We start from the raw sequence: 16,555 nt of genomic DNA on the forward strand, positions 1-16,555 counted from the left end.
CACGAGCAAGCCTCAATAATAATCACTTCTAATAAAGGGCTTGAAGATTGGTCAGAGCTGTTGGGCGATCCAGCCCTAACTACAGCAGTTTTAGACAGGTTAACATATAAATGTGAGCTATTTAATATGACTGGAAAAAGCTATCGCTTAGAAAATAGAAAATCCCTATTTTAGGGAAAATTATATTCCAAAAAATAGGGAAAATTATTTGCCGAAATTTATACAAAAATGCTTGCCGGTAACAAGAGGTATTACTGACCTCTCCATGAATGAGATGCACACGATTGAAGCTATAGGTTATGAAGATATAAAATCCATGACTGAAACGGCTGAGATACTTAGAATTACTGTAGGCACCCTTACGACCTCTGTAAATAGGCTTGTGAAGAAGGGTTATGTAGAAAGGCTAAGAGATGATACCGATAGAAGGATTGTTTTAATCAAACTAACGGAAAAGGGAAAAGAAGTTTTTAAGATTCATGAGCAGTTTCATATCGAAATGGTAGAGAAGCTTCTTGAAGATTTAAACCTTGAAGAAGATACAGCTCTAATAGGATCTCTTGAAAAATTGAAACACTTCTTTGATGAAAAATACAGCGAATAAGAACCAGAAAGGGGGAGTATATGAGCTATACTTCCATAATTGGAACAGGGAGCTATTACCCTGATTCTATAGTAACTAATGATGATTTGAGCAAATACGTAGAAACCAGTGACAGCTGGATATCTGAAAGAACAGGAATAAAAGAAAGAAGGATATCAAGTGGTGAAGATACTTCAGAGCTTGCAATAAAAGCAGGACAAAGAGCAATCGAAAAATCTGGAATAAGTCCAGAAGATATAGGTCTTATAATTGTAGCCACTATAACCCCAGATAGTTTTATGCCCTCAGTTGCTTGCCTTGTACAAGCAAATTTAGGAGCAAAAAATGCTACTGCCTTTGACATAACAGCCGCATGTACAGGTTTTGTATACTCTATGCAGATAGCAGACAAGTTTTTAAAAGCATCAGATGATATTAAATATGCTCTTGTAATAGGTTCAGAGGTTCTTTCTAAAGTAGTTGATTGGAAAGATAGAAACACATGCGTAATATTTGCAGATGGTGCAGGAGCTGCTATTTTAGGAAGAGACGAAAACCATGGAATCATCTCTTCGTACTCTGGAAGTGATGGAGATGTAAAAGGCAGTCTTACTCTTCCTGCAAATCCTGTTAACAATATATTATCAAAACAAGAGGAAAAAGAAAAAATAATAGGAATGAATGGCAAGGACATTTTTAGATTTGCAACCCAAATCATTCCAAAGAGCATTAATAAGGTTTTACAAAGTGCAAATATTAATATAGATGAAATTGACTATATTGTACCTCATCAAGCAAATTACAGAATAATAGAATCTGTAGCAAATAAGATGGGAATAGAAAAAGAAAAATTTTATATGAATTTAGACAAATGCGGTAATACTTCTTCAGCTAGTATCCCTATAGCCCTTGATGAAATGAATACAAAAGGACTCCTAAAAAAAGGCCATAAGATTATACTTTGTGGTTTTGGAGGAGGGCTTACATGGGGTTCACTATTAATAAATTGGAAAGAATAAAAAACAAATAAAAAAATGGAGGAATTTAAAATGACTATTGAAAAGGTAAAAGCTATACTTGCAGATCAACTTGAGGTTTCAGAAGAGGAAATAAAGCCAGAAAGCGTACTTATAGACGATCTTGGAGCAGACTCACTAGATGTAGTTGAGATTGTTATGTCTCTTGAAGATGAGTTTGGTATTGAGATAGCTGATGAAGAAACAGCTAAAATTAAGACAGTTCAAGACATAGTAACTTTTGTAGATTCACAGAAGTAAAAAAATATAAGGTCAGACGCTAAACTGTCTGACCTTAATAGATAAAAGTGGTTTATAAGGAGATGTAACATGATAAAATCCAGCGTGTGTAATGTATTAGGTATACAATATCCAATAATCCAAGGTGGAATGGCTTGGATATCAGACTACAGTCTTGCATCTGCTGTTTCAAATGCAGGAGGCCTTGGAGTAATAGCAGCAGGTAATGCACCTAAAGACTGGGTTGTACAGCAGATTAGAAAAACAAAGGAATTAACGGACAAACCTTTTGCTGTAAATATAATGCTTCTTAGTCCATATAGCGAAGAGATTGCTCATGCTGTGTGTGAAGAAGGGGTAAAGGTTGTAATTACAGGAGCAGGTAATCCAGGTAAATATATAGAAATGTGGAAAAATGCAGGAATCGTGGTGATTCCAGTTGTACCTTCTGTAGCCCTTGCAAAAAGAATGGCAAGATTAAATGTGGATGCCCTAATTGCAGAGGGAGGAGAAGCAGGAGGCCATGTAGGAGAGATAACAACTATGGCACTTATTCCTCAAATAGTTGATGCTGTGAATCTTCCAGTAGTTGCAGCAGGAGGAATAGCTGACGGACGTGGTATGATGGCTGCTTTTATGCTTGGAGCAGATGCTGTTCAAGTAGGAACTAGATTCCTTGTAGCAACTGAGTGTACTGTTCATTCAAATTACAAACAAAAGGTACTTGGAGCTAAGGATACGGATACAGAAGTTACGGGAAGAAGCACTGGACATCCTGTGAGGCTCCTTAAAAATAAACTTTCAAGAAAATTCAAAACACTTGAGAAGGAAAACATAGATCCAAAGGAGCTTGACAAGATGGGTCAAGGAACTTTATACAAGGCTGCCATAGAAGGTGATATAGAATTTGGTTCAATAATGGCAGGACAGGTTGCAGGACTTATAAATAAAGAGCAAAGTTGCAAAGAAATGATAGATGAAATGATGATGGAGTTATCAAAAATTTATAAAACAACAGGCGAAAATTTAGGCCTTATTGATTAAGTAGGAGGTTATTATGAATAAACTGGCATTTGTGTTTGCAGGTCAAGGAGCTCAGTATCAAGGGATGGGAAAGGACTTTTATGAAAACTTTAGCTCATCAAGAGAGATTTTTGAAACAGCTGACAAAGCACTAGGTTTTGGTATTACATCAGTCTGTTTTGAGGGCTCAGAAGAACAGCTTGCTATGACAGAGATAACGCAACCCGCTATAGTTACGGTTACGGCTGCAATACTTGAGGCTGTAAAGGAAAAGGGAGTAAAGCCTGATATGGTTGCAGGACTGAGCCTTGGTGAATACTCTGCCTTAGTATGTTCTAATAGCTTGAAATTTGAAGACACGGTAAGACTTGTTCAAAAAAGAGGAAAGTTCATGCAAGAAGCTGTACCCGTAGGTGTTGGAACAATGGCTGCTATTATGGGGCTTACAAAAGACCAAACTAGAGAGGTATGTGAAGAAGCTTCAATCCATGGAGTTGTAGAGCCAAGTAATTTTAATTGTCCAGGACAGACTGTAATTGGGGGAGAAGTAGAGGCTGTAAGAAAAGCTTGTGAAATAGCAAAGTCAAAAGGAGCAAAAAGAGCTATGGAGCTTAAAGTAAGTGCGCCTTTTCATACTTCTATGCTTCAAAATGCAGCAGAAAATCTATGGGGAGAACTGAATCATGTGAATGTATCACCTATGGAAATACCTGTAATTACAAATGTTACAGCAAAGGAAGTACTATGTGAGACGCAAATTAAGGAGACTCTTGTAAAGCAGGTGATGAGTTCTGTTATGTGGGAGGATTCTATTAGATATATGATTGAGCAGGGTGTAAGTACATTTGTAGAAATAGGTCCTGGAAAAACACTTTCATCTTTTATAAAGAAGATAGATAAAACTTTAAATATAATGAATATTGAAGATCTCAATTCATTTGAGGAAACAATCAATAAGCTGGAGGTATTAGGATATGCAAAAGGTAGCAATAGTGACTGGAGCAACGAGGGGACTTGGGAGAACGATAGCGTTAGAGTTGTCTAAATCTGGATACGATATAGTAGTAAACTACAGAAAAGAAGATGAAAACCTGTTTTCTTTGATTTCAGAAATAGAAGGAAATGGTTCAAAAGCTTTTAAATTCCAAGCTGATATAAGTGATTTTGAGCAGGTGAAAGGCCTTATAGATTTTGCAGTAAAGGAAGCTGGTCTTGACCTTCTTGTAAATAATGCTGGAATAACTAATGACAAGCTGATTGCAAGGATGTCTGAACAGGATTTTGACTCAGTTATAGACATTAATCTAAAGGGAACCTTCAACTGCATAAGACATGCAAGCAAGGCTATGATGAAGCAAAAAAAGGGAAAGATAATAAATATATCTTCTGTAATAGGTCTTATAGGAAATGCTGGACAGGCAAACTATGCAGCATCTAAAGCAGGAGTCATAGGTCTTACAAAATCTGCCGCTAAAGAGCTGGCTCCTTTTGGAGTGACTGTAAATGCAATTGCTCCTGGATTTATAAGAACAGATATGACTGACAAACTTTCTGAAGAAGTTAAAAAGGCTATTCTTTCAAATATCCCAATGAGAGATATGGGAGAGGCGAAGGATGTAGCGAATTTGGTAAAATTCCTAGCACATGAAGATTCAAGATATATCACAGGCCAAGTCATCAATGTTGATGGCGGAATGGTTATGTAATTAGGGGGAGTATATGAAAAACAGAGTAGTAATTACAGGAATGGGAGCTATAACTCCACTTGGAAGCACAGTAGATTCATTTTGGGAAGCTCTAAAAGAAGGAAAATCAGGAATTGATTTTATTTCCTCGTTTGATACAGAGGGCTATAAGGTAAAAATTGCAGCAGAGGTAAAAGATTTTAGTGCATCAGATGTACTAGGAAGAAGAGAAGCAAAGAGACTAGACAGGTTCTCACAGTTTGCAATTGCGGCTGCAAAGGATGCCCTTACTGATAGCAAACTTGATATGGAAAATCTAGATAAAACAAGAGCTGGAGCAATCATAGGAAGTGGTATAGGAGGACTATCCACAATAGAAACTGAGCAGACAAAACTTCTTAAAAGTGGTCCAGATAGGGTATCACCTCTTTTCATACCTATGGCTATATCTAATATGGCAGCAGGAAACGTTGCAATAGCAATAGGTTTAAAAGGAGTATGCACATCGGTAGTAACTGCTTGTGCATCAGGAACCAATGCAATAGGAGAAGCTTTTAGGCTTATTCAAAATAATTCTCAGGATATAGTTTTCGCAGGAGGAAGCGAGGCATCTATAACTCCTCTTGCTATAGCAGGATTTACATCTATGACTGCACTTAGCACTTCAGGAGACCCAAAGAGAGCATCTATACCTTTTGACAAGGAAAGAGATGGTTTTGTAATGGGAGAGGGAGCTGGAGTAGTTGTACTAGAATCACTTGAGCATGCTCAAAAAAGAGGAGCAAAGATATATGCAGAGGTTGTAGGATATGCAACTACAAGTGACGCATATCATATTACATCCCCTGAGCCTACAGGAGATGGAGGATCAAGGGCTATGGAGCTTGCAATAGAGGATGCTGGTATTAATCCTTCTGATGTAGACTATATAAATGCTCATGGAACCAGTACCCCTTACAATGACAAAATAGAAACTGCGGCTATTAAAAGAACCTTTAAAGAGCATAGTGAAAAACTAATGATAAGCTCTACAAAGTCTATGGTAGGACACCTGCTTGGAGCAGCTGGAGCCGTAGAAGCAATAGCATGCGCAAAATCTCTTGAAGAAGGTTTTGTACACCCAACAGCAGGATACAAGGAAAAGGACGAAGAATGTGATCTTGACTATGTTCCTGTAACAGGAAGAAAATCAGACATTAAATATGCACTATCAAATTCACTTGGATTTGGTGGTCATAATGCAACTATACTTCTTAAAAAGTGGGAGGGATAATATGCTTGATAGTAATCAAATTCAAGAGATAATACCCCACAGATACCCCTTTTTATTAGTAGATAGGATACTAGAAATAGAACCTGGAATAAAGGCAAAGGGAATCAAGGCAGTTACAGCATCAGAATACTACTTTCAAGGACACTTTCCTCAGGAGCATGTAATGCCAGGAGTACTTATAATAGAAGCACTTGCTCAGACTGGTGCGGTCGCAGTACTTAGCCTTGAGGAAAACAAAGGAAAGATAGCCTACTTTGCAGGAATCAACAAGGCTAGATTTAAAAGAAAAGTCAAGCCTGGAGATACTCTTACTCTTGAGGTGGAGATTATAAAATCAAGAGCAGGCCTTGGAATAGGAAAAGCCAGAGCCTCTGTAGGAGAAGAAGTAGCTGTAGAAGCAGAAATAATGTTTGCTATAGGATAAATCTTAATATCATATTGAGACTAAAGCTATAGTGATTTTTAAAACTTTAAATTTAATGATTATAATTGAAAGACAGGATTAATAGGAAACCCTAATAATCTTGTCTTTTTTAAATCCTAACTATATAATAAATCTTGTGCTGATAGAATCAATTTTAAGATAATGTTTAAAACTAGAGAGGAATTTTGTTATGAACTATTCTAACGCCATAGAATTAAATCAAATAGAAATAAGATATGGGAAAGATATAGTTCTAAAAGATATCAATTTTACATTGGCTGAAGGTGAGTTTGTAGCTATATTTGGAGAAAATGGAGCAGGAAAGACCACACTATTTAGAGGAATTCTTCAGCTAATTCCTATTAATAAAGGTTCAATTAAGGTTTTGGGAAAGGATATTACAAAGCTCAGGGATAAAAGCTGGCTAAGAACACAGATTGGATATGTCCCTCAAGGTCACAATACAAGCAAGTTTCCCATTAGTGTATTTGATGCTACCCTACTTGGAAGATGGGGGACTTCCTTTAAGTATATGAAAAAGCCTTCAAAAGAAGATAAGGAAATGACTCTAGAGGTTTTATCTCTAGTAGACCTCAAAGAACTTAAAGATACGGATTGCCGAAATTTATCAGGGGGTCAAAGACAAAGACTAAACATTGCAAGAGCCCTTGTAAGGGAGCCCAAAATACTGCTTTTAGACGAGCCAAACACCCATTTGGATAAAGAGTCTATTGAAAGGCTTGAAAAAACAATCATAAAAATAAGAGAAAGCTTTAAAATTTCCATACTTATGATAAGCCATGACCATAATAGGTCATATCAGATAAGTGACAGGTCAATACTTATAAAGAATGGACAATCATATTCCTATGAGGAGGATGATTCATGGAAATATTAGAGCTTTTAAAAATATCAATTTTTCAAAGAGCTCTTATAGCCTCTTTATTTGCAGGGGGATTAATATCTCTTCTTGGAAATGTGATTGTGATGTTTAATATTACAACTATTCGCTTTGCACTTATGCACTTTGGGCTTTTGGGAGGAGCGATAGGACTAGCTCTTGGAGCAAATCCTTTGACCTTTGCACTCTTTGCAATAGCCTTAGGCTCATTGCTTTTTGGACCTTTATCTGACAAATTCAAGGTGGACACAGGACTTATAGGTGCTTTTTTTATGACTGGAAGTATGGCTCTTGCCTTTTTAATCTTTTATAAGACAGGAGTACCAGCCCTTGATGTATTTGGTTTGTTCACCGGTAGTATACTTACACTTACTAGACTTGACCTTTATTTTGTAATGATTCTTTCAATTATAATTCTTTTAGTATTTATAGTATTTTATAGAGAAATCCAGCTTATTTTTTATGATCCAGAGCAAGCTCAGTGGCTTGGAGTTCCCGTAAAAAGACTAAGAAACTCACTCTTATTTCTAACTGGCCTTTCAGTAGGAGTAGCGATGAAGGTTGTTGGAGCTCTTCTTATAGATTCTATGATACTCTTGCCGGCTATGGCTGCGGCAGGTTTAGCAAAAAACTTTAAGCAAATGCTTATATTGACATCAGTATTTGGAATTATATCAAGTACAGGAGGACTTCTTTTTTCCATGGTATATGACTCTCCTACAGGAGTCACTATAACTCTTATAGGAGTGCTACTACTTATGACAAGTCTTTTAATCAAAAGGAAATTTTAAAATACAGGAGGAAAAGATGAAAAATACTAAATTGAAAATTATAGCTTTATTAATGCTTTTATTTGTTCTTGGAGCATCAGTTGTTGGATGCACAAATAATGAAAGTCCTGAGGAAGTATCTAAGGGACAAGAAATGCAAGATGTATCAGAAAACCAAAATGAGATAAATATTGTAGCCTCAACAAGCTGGACCGCATACATAGCCGAGGGGGCTGGAGCAAAAAATGTCATTACAATAGCTCCAATTGATTTAAGACACCCTCCTGAATATGATTTTAAACCAAGTGATATAGAGCAGATTCAAAATGCAGATTTTATTGTGATGGCAGGATATGAACCTTTTATGAGAAAAATAATAGAATCAAATGATATAGACGAAGAAAAAATAATAAATGTAAGAACCACAAATACATTTGAAAATCTAAAAGAGCAGACAGAAATTCTTGCTAAAAGGCTAGATACTGAGGATGAGCAAAAAATATGGATAGATGAGCTTGAAGAAGTTGTCAACACGTTAAAAGCAAATATGAAGGAAAAAGATATGGAAAATATGAAGGTGTTGGCTCATGCACATGTTGCTGAGTTTGTAACTTCTCTTGGCTTTGATGTGGTTTCTGTATTTTCAGCTGATGATTCAAGTCCTGCTAAAATAGCCGAGCTTGGAGCTATGGAGCATTCACTGATTATAGACAATTTCCATAATCCTCAAGGAGAAGCTATAAGTGAAATTAGCCAATCTGAGATAGTAGTACTTAGAAACTTCCCAGGACCAGAGCATAAAAGTCTAATTGATCTTTTTAAAGAAAATGGGCAGAAGCTAGGAATATATTAAATTCAAACATAAAAGTCTGAAATTTTCGTTATTATTTTCCCTAGAAATGGTATAATCTTTATTAATATTAATAAGGATTATACCATTTTTTATATTGGTAATATATTTAAGGCTAGTTTACTTAAAAATAACTTAGTTATATAAAATAAATTTTAATAAAGGAGGGAATATAGATGGGAATGCTGTCTAGTGTTTTATATGGAATGATAGCTTTTCAGGTAATAAACAAGCAAATTAGGAAGGCTAGTTCAAATGATTCTAAAAAAACATTGAGCTTCAATGGAAAACTTGATGTAAGACAAAATATAAACGGGAGATTGAGAATATACTCTGATTTTTTTAAAGTTGAGGAACAAAGTCATAATATAGCCATACAACTTTCGAAGGTTGATGGGATTGAAAATGTGGGATTCAACTCAACTATAGGGTCCATGCTTATTATATATAATCCTGAAAAGATAAAAGGAGACCTTTTAATAAGCGCGATTATAAGGCTAACTGGAATAGACAATGAAATTAGTAATGATACATCTTTAATTTCAAAAGAGATAAGACTTGCTCATAATTCTTTAAACTATGGAATTTTAGAAAAAACAAAGGGTTTAGTTGATATAAATACAATGATACCCATAATTTTTATCCTTTTAGCACTTAGAGAGTATATGCGTACCAAAAGTCTAGGAAGCCCAAAGCCTATTACACTTCTTTACTGGGCTTATAATACTTTGGGGCTTGGAAGGCCGGTGATCTAATGATAGAAGTAATGCTTTTAAACACCCTATATAAGTTTCGTATTGTACATTCATTACCAGGAAGACTAAGACTTCATATTCCACTTATAAAAAATATACCGTCTAAATGGCATATAGATTCAAATTATTTTGATGCTGTAAAAAGGATAAAGGGAATAAGTAAAATAGAGGTCTGCTTTCTAACTGGCAATGCACTTATAATATATGATAAAACCTTAATAACAGAAAACGAGATATTAAAAAATCTAAAATCCATGGCAAAATTAGCTTTAAAAAATAGAGGAGAATTTGAAAACTACACTCCAGATAAGCAAACTGATGCTATAAATCATTTTATAGAACTTATGAAAGAAAATTTTGATTTTATAGAGTAGGAGGCAAGGGTTATGCTAAAAGTAAAAACAAAAGAAATGCCTCTAATGAAGGTGCAAGTTTCCCATAGCTTACCTGGAAGACTAAGGCTTAGATCTAAGGCTTTATTTTATCTTGGGGAATTCCAAGAAGCACTTTTAAAATCTATGAACAAATGTACATCCTTTTATTCTGTAGAATATACTCCAATCACAGGAGGCATATTAATTCACTATGACAAAGATACATTAAATGCAGAAGATGTAATAGATATAGTTGAGAGTCACATTGGCATATACTCACTTCATGCTTATTCAGCGGAGAGAGCTAAAAAAAATTCATTAACCGTAAATGAAAGAAGGCTTCAGGATGTATCAGTTGAAGATATGCTCAAAAGGGTTGTAATATCATCTGGAGCTTTGCTGATTTTGGGGATTAAAACACGAAACATTGCTTTTCAGGGAAGAAAAAACAAAACAGCTTCAATTATAAGTTTACTTCTCTCATTAGATATATTCAAAAGCGGTGTAAATTCTTTAGTTAAAACTAAAAGACCAAATGCTGATACCTTAACAGCTACTGCTATTATCACAGCTGTCCTTACAGGTAGAGGGGTATCAGCCTTAATCACAATTTTACTTTCAGATATTGCGGAGTTAATGACTGCTTATACAATAAGCAACACTAGAAATGCAATAAAGGATATGCTTGATACCGGAGATAATAGTCATTTTGTAGTTGGGGAAGATGGAAGGCTTTTACTCACGCCAGTTGAACATATCAAACCTGATGAAGTAGTAAGTATTCAAACTGGAGATAAGCTAAGCATTGACGGAGTTGTCATCGAAGGAGAAGGATATATAGATCAGGCAGCAATTACAGGAGAATTTTATCCATCTCATGCAATCAAAGGTCAGCAAGTTTATGCTGGGACAATACTAAAATCAGGACAGATACGCATCAAGGTCAATAGAGTAGGAGATGAGACCACTGTTGCTAGAATCGTTCATATGGTTGAAGATGCAGCCAGCAAAAAAGCTCAAATCCAGACATATATGGACAAGTTTTCTGCTAGGCTTATTCCACTAAATTTTTTACTTGCAGGGACGATGTTTTTATTTACTAGAGATATAAATAGAGCGCTAAGCATGATGATTATAGATTATTCCTGTGGAGTAAGGCTTTCAACTGCTACAGCCTTATCAGCCTCTATATATAATGCAGCGAGAAACGGAGTTTTAATCAAGGGGGGCAATTATATTGAAGCACTAGCTCAGGCAGACTCACTGGTTTTAGATAAAACTGGAACAATAACAGAGGGTAGACCAAAGGTGACAACGATTATTTGTGTAAAAGATATAAGTGAGCAAGTGGTTATTGAAATGGCTTCGGCAGCAGAGGAAGACTCCTCTCATCCAATTGCATATGCTATTTTGGAAAAAACAAAAAAATCTGGATATGAAATTCCAGTCCATGGTTTAATACAAACTGATGTAGGTCAAGGTGTTAATACAGTTGTAGAAGATAAAGGAATAGTAAGAGTTGGAAACAGAAGATATATGAAAGCAAATGGTATTGATATCACAGAGCTATATCAAGATATTAAGGTGATGGAGCAACTTGGAGAAGCAGTTGTATATGTTTCTCTTGAAGACAAGTTATTAGGAGTTATTGGAATCCATGATGCTTTAAAAGAAAATATGAAAAAAGCATTAAATAGACTCAGAAATATGGGGTTTGATGATATAAGATTGCTTACAGGAGATATTTCTTTCCAAGCTGAGATAGTGGCTTCGAGAATGCATATGGACGATTATAAAGGTGAGTTAATGCCTGAAGATAAAGCAAAAACTATATTAAATATGCAATCAAGTGGCTCTAAGGTAATGATGATTGGAGATGGAATAAATGATGCTCCAGCCCTAGCATATGCAGATGTAGGAATAGCTATGGGAAATACTAGAACTGATGTGGCAATAGAATCATCTAGTGTAACTATAACTAATGACGATCCTCTTTTGATACCTTCAACTATTAGACTTGCAAGATCAACTATGAGAACTATAAAAGAAAATTTTGCAATGGTTATAGGTATTAATTCTATAGGAATAGGTTTATCTGCATTTGGTATAATCCCAGTTTTTTGGAGTTCTGTACTTCATAACTCTTCAACTATATTTGTGGTGCTAAATTCTGGAAGGCTCTTAATTAAGAACTTTGAAAGGAGGGAGCTTAATTGAAAGAGTTAAGCGTAGTCATTTCACACAGAATTCCAGGACGTATTAGGCTTAGACTTCTTAAAGCTCCAAGAGATGCAAGCAAATTTATAAGTCAAGTTAGAAGACATGAAGGCGTAAATGAAATCACTTATACTCCAATTACAAAATCTCTCTTAATATATTATAACCCGTCTGTGGTTTCAAGCACGGAAATAATAGTTAGAGTGGGTATTGCTTTTTCTTTGGAATATGGCAATAATCCGGTTAACATTGTAAAAATTGAAAGAAGGCATAAGTTGACGCCTCTAGATTACTATGCGGCTACATCTCTTTTAGTTGCTACTCTATCAAAATTGCTTAACTTTTATACTCCAGGTTCAGCTATGCAAAATAGTGGTAATGATGTAAAACGAATACTATCATACAATGCAGGAATAAGTACGCTACTTTCAGTTTTAAATCATGCATGGAGAGAAGTAAAACGAGAAGGGATTTACGACCCAGAGGTCATATCAGTAGTATACCTTTTTAATTCAATGGTTAAAGGGAATTTTCTGGGGGCAAGTTTGATTACATGGGGTGCTACATTTGGAAGACATCTAGCTCATCCTATTGAAGAGCATTGTCTACTTGAGGCGAATGAAGTAATTGATGATAAAAATAGACCTTATGTAGATGTGAGGGTAAGACCAATAAGTGATGAAGAGCTGGTACGAAATCCTATAAAGTTTTTTGTTGCAGGATTAAGCAGACTAGTTGGAACCACATCCAGTAAAGGGCATCAGACTATTTTTGAACAGGTTCAACAAATGTCAAGAAAGCATGGCAATGTTTTAGAGGGAATTTCTCGAAAACCTATGCCTGTTTATATGAGGCTTGAGAGCCTTAAAGAAATTTAATTTTAAAGAGGAGTGATTTTAATGAATTATATGGGACTAGGATTAGGTAAAACAGGAATTACAAAGGCACATGTAACTGGATTTGTTGTAGGAGTTGGAGTGGCGGCAACTGGCTATTATGTATACATGAAAAATAAAGATAATATTGACGGATTTTTAGCTCAGCATGGAGTAGTTGTTCCAAAGGCAAAAGAACAGGATTTAGCCCAACTTACCCTTGAAGAATTATTACTAAGAAAAGAACATATAGAAGATTTAATTGCTGAAAGAGAAATGGAAGCTGGAGAAGAAACTGTAGTATCAGAAGGCTAAATATTTATTTTTTAAAAAATAATAGGTTTTTAAACAAAACACCTTGAGATTTATTATCCGAAGGTGTTTTGTTTATTTTGTAAGTATTTAAATTATTAAATCAAGTTGCTATGTAGAAATTTTAACATTAAAATTAAATAGTTAACAAAGATAAACGAGGAGGAAGAAGATGAAAAATAGTATTAAGGTAGTTGTACTAATTATTGCAATGAGTATTTTTATGTTTTCAGGTTGTACAGTGGGGAATAATACAGAGGTAACTGAAAGTAAAACGGAAGAAGTATCAGCAGACATGAATCTTAAGATTGGTGTAATGCCTGCGGTAGATGCAGCTCCTATTTTTGTGGCACAGGAAAAAGGATATTTCGAGCAGCTAGGACTTGATTTAGAGGTTGAGTTATTTACAAGTGGACAAGATAGACAAAGTGCTCTTCAAACAGGGCAAGTAGATGGAGCAATATCCGATATCATAGCTCTTTTAATGAATGTGCAGGGTGGATTTGATATAAAGGGAACTATGCTTACTGATGGAATGTTTCCTATACTTGTTAGAGAAGGCTTTGAAGATAAAGAAAATATATCAATGGCTCTTATGGAGGTTAGCGTTACAAATTATTTGGCAGATGAATGGCTTTCTGAAAACCATGATATCGAAAAAATCTTTATAAATGAAATTCCAGCAAGACTTGAAATGATAAAAACAGGAAATGTTGATATGGGAGTTTTCCCTGAACCTGTCGCAACAATGGGCAGCCTAGATAGGCTTGAAAAGATAATCTATGAAAATAAAGATGGTTACTGCCCAGATATTTTTGTATTTACAGAAAAAGCAATCAATGAAAAAGAAGGGGCTATAAAAGCTTTTCATGAAGGCTATAATATGGCGGTAAAGGATATAAATGAAGATGACTCTCTGGCAAGAGAGCTTTTAATAAAAAAACTTAGTCTTATAGAAGATATAAAAGATATGATGGATCTTCCAGAGTATAAAATAGCTCAGCTTCCAAATGATGAATATGTTAGCCAAATAATAAACTGGATAGAAAAAGAGCTTGGAAAAGAAATATCTATAGAAGCTTCGGATATATTTGAAAGGAAGTTTATAAACTAATGATAAAATTAGAATCTCTTTCATTTTCATATGGAAAAGAAAAAGTACTTGATAATATAAACCTTGAAATAAAGGAAAATACCACTCTTGCCATAATTGGACCTTCAGGATGTGGAAAAACTACACTTTTATATATTATTGCAGGACTTATATCTCCTGAGAAAATTGAAAAAGGGAATCTATTTACAAGGGGAGAAATTGGAATTATATTTCAAAACTATGGTCTTTTTCCGTGGAAGAGCGTAGAGCAAAATATTATTCTTCCCCTTAAGGCAAAAGGCAAAGACATTAAAATCTCAAAAGAGCTTTCAAACAATATACTAAAGAGACTGAATATATTTGAACTAAAGGATAAATTTCCTAAGGAAATAAGTGGTGGTCAGAAGCAAAGAGTTGCAATTGGAAGAACTTTAGCCCTTGAGCCTGATATTCTTCTGATGGATGAAATGTCTTCGGCTCTTGATGCTATGACAAAGGAAGATATACAAGATATTATAATGGAAATAGTTACAAAGGATAAGAAATCCTTGATTTTTGTAACTCATAATATAGAAGAGGCTGTTTTTTTAGGACAAAGAATAGTTGTGATGAATAAAGGGAAAATTAGAAGTATTGTTGAAAACAGTTCTTTTGGAAAAAAAGATATAAGGAAGAGCAGGGAATTTTATGAAAACTGTATTAAAATAAGAGAAATACTGGAAGAAGGGTAGAAGAATGAACGAGTCTTTTAATATCCTTAAGACAAAGGGCATAAGTAAAATATATGGGGCTATTTTAATTTTAAGCATTTGGCATATAGCAAGTATAATCATTGATTCAAATATTGTCCCATCTCCAGTATTGTCAATCCCTCACTTTATTAAAGCTATATTAGAAAAAGATTTGATTTTTCATATAATACATAGCCTAAAAAGAATAACTGTATCTATTGTGCTTTCGGTAGTAATTGGACTACCTCTTGGAATATTGATGGGAATGAGCAGAAAATGGGAATATATACTAAGACCACTAATATATATAGGATATCCAATCCCCAAAATAGCATTTTTGCCAGTTATGATGATAATATTTGGACTTGGAGATAACTCTAAAATTGCTTTGATTTTTTCAATTATTATATTTCAAATCGTGATTGGTACAAGAGATGCTATAAAGGAAATTCCAAATGAAGTGCACTTGTCTGCAAAATCACTTAATCTAAATCTAAAATTTAAAATAATACATATAATCATTCCAAGTATACTTCCAAAGCTACTAACAGCCCTTAGAATAAGTATAGGAATAAGTATATCTGCTCTTTTCTTTGCGGAAAACTTTGCAACTTCTTATGGAATAGGATATTTTATAATGAATAGTTTTTTAATGGTAGATTATATGTCTATGTTTTCTGGAATTATTGCAATAAGCCTAATGGGTCTTTTGATTTTTAAAATCATTGACAAAATTGAAAAAAGATTATGTGGATGGTTATAAGGCATTTAAAGAAAAACAGTAAATTGTACTCAAACTATTCTGTTTATATCCCTGTATTTATAGTATAATAGTTGTAGACTGACAAGTGATTTAAGGTGGGTGGAGTGAAAATGGATGCAAAAATGATAAACCCTTTTATAAAATCCGTTTTAGAAGTTATGCCACAGCTTGGCTTTTCAAGTGTTGAGAGAAAAGGAATTGCTCTTAACAATAGGCCTCTAAAGACTAGCGGTGTAGTTCTTATGCTCAATGTAGTTGGAGATGTAAAAGGAAATGTAGTTTACACCATAAATGAAATGGGAAGCAGAAAAATAGCATCCACTATGATGATGGGAATGCCCGTTGAAAGCTTGGATGATATGGCTAAGAGCGCCCTCTCGGAACTTTCCAATATGCTCACAGCAAACGGCAGCATTAATTTTTCTAATGATGGGATTAATATAGATATTTCTGTTCCTACAATGATGTATGGAAGTGATATAGAGATTATGACTAGCAGTGAAAATATGATAAATGTAGAATTTGACATAGACGGAATTAGATTTGATCTTTATGTGGCTTTAGACTAAAAAAATCAAACTCAAAACCCTTTACTAGTAAAATATCTGGTGAAGGGTTTTATTGTGAAAAAAATACTAAAGTTTAAATTAATTATTTTAAAAATTGAAAA

General features: G+C 34.7%; 21 protein-coding genes. All 21 read left to right on the forward strand.

What is annotated here, in order from left to right:
- Positions 1-15 precede the first annotated feature (15 nt).
- The 21 genes from J2Z35_RS14915 (at position 16) to J2Z35_RS00105 (ending at position 16,454) form a co-directional block, all read left to right on the forward strand.
- The gene (locus J2Z35_RS14915) at positions 16-174 is read left to right on the forward strand and encodes an ATP-binding protein (protein WP_334300513.1); all 159 of its coding nucleotides are present in this window, start codon (positions 16-18) and stop codon (positions 172-174) included.
- 58 nt (positions 175-232) lie between these two features.
- Positions 233-604, forward strand: a complete 372-nt coding sequence (locus J2Z35_RS00010) for a MarR family winged helix-turn-helix transcriptional regulator (RefSeq protein WP_245330682.1) — start codon at positions 233-235, stop codon at positions 602-604.
- A gap of 20 nt (positions 605-624) precedes the next feature.
- Positions 625-1,602: a beta-ketoacyl-ACP synthase III gene (locus J2Z35_RS00015; RefSeq protein ID WP_209658055.1), complete on the forward strand. Its 978-nt coding sequence runs from the start codon at positions 625-627 to the stop codon at positions 1,600-1,602.
- Positions 1,603-1,632: 30 nt separating this feature from the next.
- Positions 1,633-1,860 carry an acyl carrier protein gene (gene acpP, locus J2Z35_RS00020; RefSeq protein ID WP_209658057.1) on the forward strand — a complete coding sequence of 76 codons (228 nt, stop codon included), beginning with the start codon at positions 1,633-1,635 and terminating at the stop codon, positions 1,858-1,860.
- A gap of 69 nt (positions 1,861-1,929) precedes the next feature.
- Positions 1,930-2,883, forward strand: a complete 954-nt coding sequence (fabK, locus tag J2Z35_RS00025) for an enoyl-[acyl-carrier-protein] reductase FabK (RefSeq protein ID WP_209658059.1) — start codon at positions 1,930-1,932, stop codon at positions 2,881-2,883.
- A gap of 13 nt (positions 2,884-2,896) precedes the next feature.
- Positions 2,897-3,907: an ACP S-malonyltransferase gene (gene fabD, locus J2Z35_RS00030; RefSeq protein ID WP_209658061.1), complete on the forward strand. Its 1,011-nt coding sequence runs from the start codon at positions 2,897-2,899 to the stop codon at positions 3,905-3,907.
- The gene (gene fabG / locus J2Z35_RS00035) at positions 3,837-4,568 is read left to right on the forward strand and encodes a 3-oxoacyl-[acyl-carrier-protein] reductase (protein WP_209658063.1); all 732 of its coding nucleotides are present in this window, start codon (positions 3,837-3,839) and stop codon (positions 4,566-4,568) included. Before fabD ends, fabG begins: the two co-directional genes overlap by 71 nt.
- A gap of 13 nt (positions 4,569-4,581) precedes the next feature.
- Entirely contained in the window at positions 4,582-5,820 is a 1,239-nt protein-coding gene (gene fabF, locus J2Z35_RS00040) for a beta-ketoacyl-ACP synthase II (RefSeq protein ID WP_209658065.1), read from the forward strand.
- Between the two features lies 1 nt (position 5,821).
- Entirely contained in the window at positions 5,822-6,244 is a 423-nt protein-coding gene (fabZ, locus tag J2Z35_RS00045) for a 3-hydroxyacyl-ACP dehydratase FabZ (RefSeq protein WP_209658067.1), read from the forward strand.
- A 190-nt stretch (positions 6,245-6,434) separates the two neighbouring features.
- Positions 6,435-7,142, forward strand: coding sequence for a metal ABC transporter ATP-binding protein (locus J2Z35_RS00050; protein WP_209658070.1), 708 nt, complete (start codon positions 6,435-6,437; stop codon positions 7,140-7,142).
- Positions 7,130-7,936 carry a metal ABC transporter permease gene (locus tag J2Z35_RS00055; RefSeq protein WP_209658072.1) on the forward strand — a complete coding sequence of 269 codons (807 nt, stop codon included), beginning with the start codon at positions 7,130-7,132 and terminating at the stop codon, positions 7,934-7,936. The genes J2Z35_RS00050 and J2Z35_RS00055 overlap by 13 nt, the downstream gene beginning before the upstream one ends.
- Positions 7,937-7,952: 16 nt before the next feature.
- Complete coding sequence (locus J2Z35_RS00060; RefSeq protein ID WP_209658074.1) at positions 7,953-8,768, forward strand: metal ABC transporter solute-binding protein, Zn/Mn family; 816 nt, start codon at positions 7,953-7,955, stop codon at positions 8,766-8,768.
- 173 nt (positions 8,769-8,941) lie between these two features.
- Entirely contained in the window at positions 8,942-9,520 is a 579-nt protein-coding gene (locus J2Z35_RS00065; protein ID WP_209658077.1) for an HMA2 domain-containing protein, read from the forward strand.
- On the forward strand, positions 9,520-9,894 hold the full coding sequence (locus J2Z35_RS00070; protein WP_209658080.1) for an HMA2 domain-containing protein: 375 nt from the start codon (positions 9,520-9,522) through the stop codon (positions 9,892-9,894). Before J2Z35_RS00065 ends, J2Z35_RS00070 begins: the two co-directional genes overlap by 1 nt.
- Before the next feature lie 12 nt (positions 9,895-9,906).
- Positions 9,907-12,111, forward strand: a complete 2,205-nt coding sequence (locus J2Z35_RS00075) for a heavy metal translocating P-type ATPase (protein ID WP_209658082.1) — start codon at positions 9,907-9,909, stop codon at positions 12,109-12,111.
- Entirely contained in the window at positions 12,108-12,989 is an 882-nt protein-coding gene (locus J2Z35_RS00080; RefSeq protein ID WP_209658084.1) for a hypothetical protein, read from the forward strand. Before J2Z35_RS00075 ends, J2Z35_RS00080 begins: the two co-directional genes overlap by 4 nt.
- Positions 12,990-13,010: 21 nt before the next feature.
- Positions 13,011-13,301 carry a hypothetical protein gene (locus tag J2Z35_RS00085; RefSeq protein WP_245330683.1) on the forward strand — a complete coding sequence of 97 codons (291 nt, stop codon included), beginning with the start codon at positions 13,011-13,013 and terminating at the stop codon, positions 13,299-13,301.
- Between the two features lie 169 nt (positions 13,302-13,470).
- Entirely contained in the window at positions 13,471-14,412 is a 942-nt protein-coding gene (locus J2Z35_RS00090) for an ABC transporter substrate-binding protein (protein WP_209658086.1), read from the forward strand.
- A complete protein-coding gene (locus tag J2Z35_RS00095; protein ID WP_209658088.1) occupies positions 14,412-15,122 on the forward strand; it encodes an ABC transporter ATP-binding protein in 711 nt (236 codons plus the stop codon). Before J2Z35_RS00090 ends, J2Z35_RS00095 begins: the two co-directional genes overlap by 1 nt.
- Positions 15,123-15,126: 4 nt before the next feature.
- The gene (locus J2Z35_RS00100) at positions 15,127-15,885 is read left to right on the forward strand and encodes an ABC transporter permease (RefSeq protein ID WP_209658090.1); all 759 of its coding nucleotides are present in this window, start codon (positions 15,127-15,129) and stop codon (positions 15,883-15,885) included.
- Positions 15,886-15,995: 110 nt separating this feature from the next.
- Entirely contained in the window at positions 15,996-16,454 is a 459-nt protein-coding gene (locus J2Z35_RS00105; RefSeq protein WP_209658092.1) for a chemotaxis protein CheX, read from the forward strand.
- The last annotated feature ends 101 nt before the right edge of the window (positions 16,455-16,555 follow it).

The organism is Acetoanaerobium pronyense, assembly GCF_017874355.1.
GTDB lineage: Bacteria > Bacillota > Clostridia > Peptostreptococcales > Filifactoraceae > Acetoanaerobium > Acetoanaerobium pronyense.

Coding starts and splice junctions, on each gene's coding strand:
- J2Z35_RS00015 (WP_209658055.1), top strand. CDS start 625: ATGAGCTATACTTCCATAATTGGAACAGGGAGCTATTACCCTGATTCT.
- acpP (WP_209658057.1), top strand. CDS start 1,633: ATGACTATTGAAAAGGTAAAAGCTATACTTGCAGATCAACTTGAGGTT.
- fabK (WP_209658059.1), top strand. CDS start 1,930: ATGATAAAATCCAGCGTGTGTAATGTATTAGGTATACAATATCCAATA.
- fabD (WP_209658061.1), top strand. CDS start 2,897: ATGAATAAACTGGCATTTGTGTTTGCAGGTCAAGGAGCTCAGTATCAA.
- fabG (WP_209658063.1), top strand. CDS start 3,837: ATGCAAAAGGTAGCAATAGTGACTGGAGCAACGAGGGGACTTGGGAGA.
- fabF (WP_209658065.1), top strand. CDS start 4,582: ATGAAAAACAGAGTAGTAATTACAGGAATGGGAGCTATAACTCCACTT.
- fabZ (WP_209658067.1), top strand. CDS start 5,822: ATGCTTGATAGTAATCAAATTCAAGAGATAATACCCCACAGATACCCC.
- J2Z35_RS00050 (WP_209658070.1), top strand. CDS start 6,435: ATGAACTATTCTAACGCCATAGAATTAAATCAAATAGAAATAAGATAT.
- J2Z35_RS00055 (WP_209658072.1), top strand. CDS start 7,130: ATGGAAATATTAGAGCTTTTAAAAATATCAATTTTTCAAAGAGCTCTT.
- J2Z35_RS00060 (WP_209658074.1), top strand. CDS start 7,953: ATGAAAAATACTAAATTGAAAATTATAGCTTTATTAATGCTTTTATTT.
- J2Z35_RS00065 (WP_209658077.1), top strand. CDS start 8,942: ATGGGAATGCTGTCTAGTGTTTTATATGGAATGATAGCTTTTCAGGTA.
- J2Z35_RS00070 (WP_209658080.1), top strand. CDS start 9,520: ATGATAGAAGTAATGCTTTTAAACACCCTATATAAGTTTCGTATTGTA.
- J2Z35_RS00075 (WP_209658082.1), top strand. CDS start 9,907: ATGCTAAAAGTAAAAACAAAAGAAATGCCTCTAATGAAGGTGCAAGTT.
- J2Z35_RS00085 (WP_245330683.1), top strand. CDS start 13,011: ATGAATTATATGGGACTAGGATTAGGTAAAACAGGAATTACAAAGGCA.
- J2Z35_RS00090 (WP_209658086.1), top strand. CDS start 13,471: ATGAAAAATAGTATTAAGGTAGTTGTACTAATTATTGCAATGAGTATT.
- J2Z35_RS00095 (WP_209658088.1), top strand. CDS start 14,412: ATGATAAAATTAGAATCTCTTTCATTTTCATATGGAAAAGAAAAAGTA.
- J2Z35_RS00100 (WP_209658090.1), top strand. CDS start 15,127: ATGAACGAGTCTTTTAATATCCTTAAGACAAAGGGCATAAGTAAAATA.
- J2Z35_RS00105 (WP_209658092.1), top strand. CDS start 15,996: ATGGATGCAAAAATGATAAACCCTTTTATAAAATCCGTTTTAGAAGTT.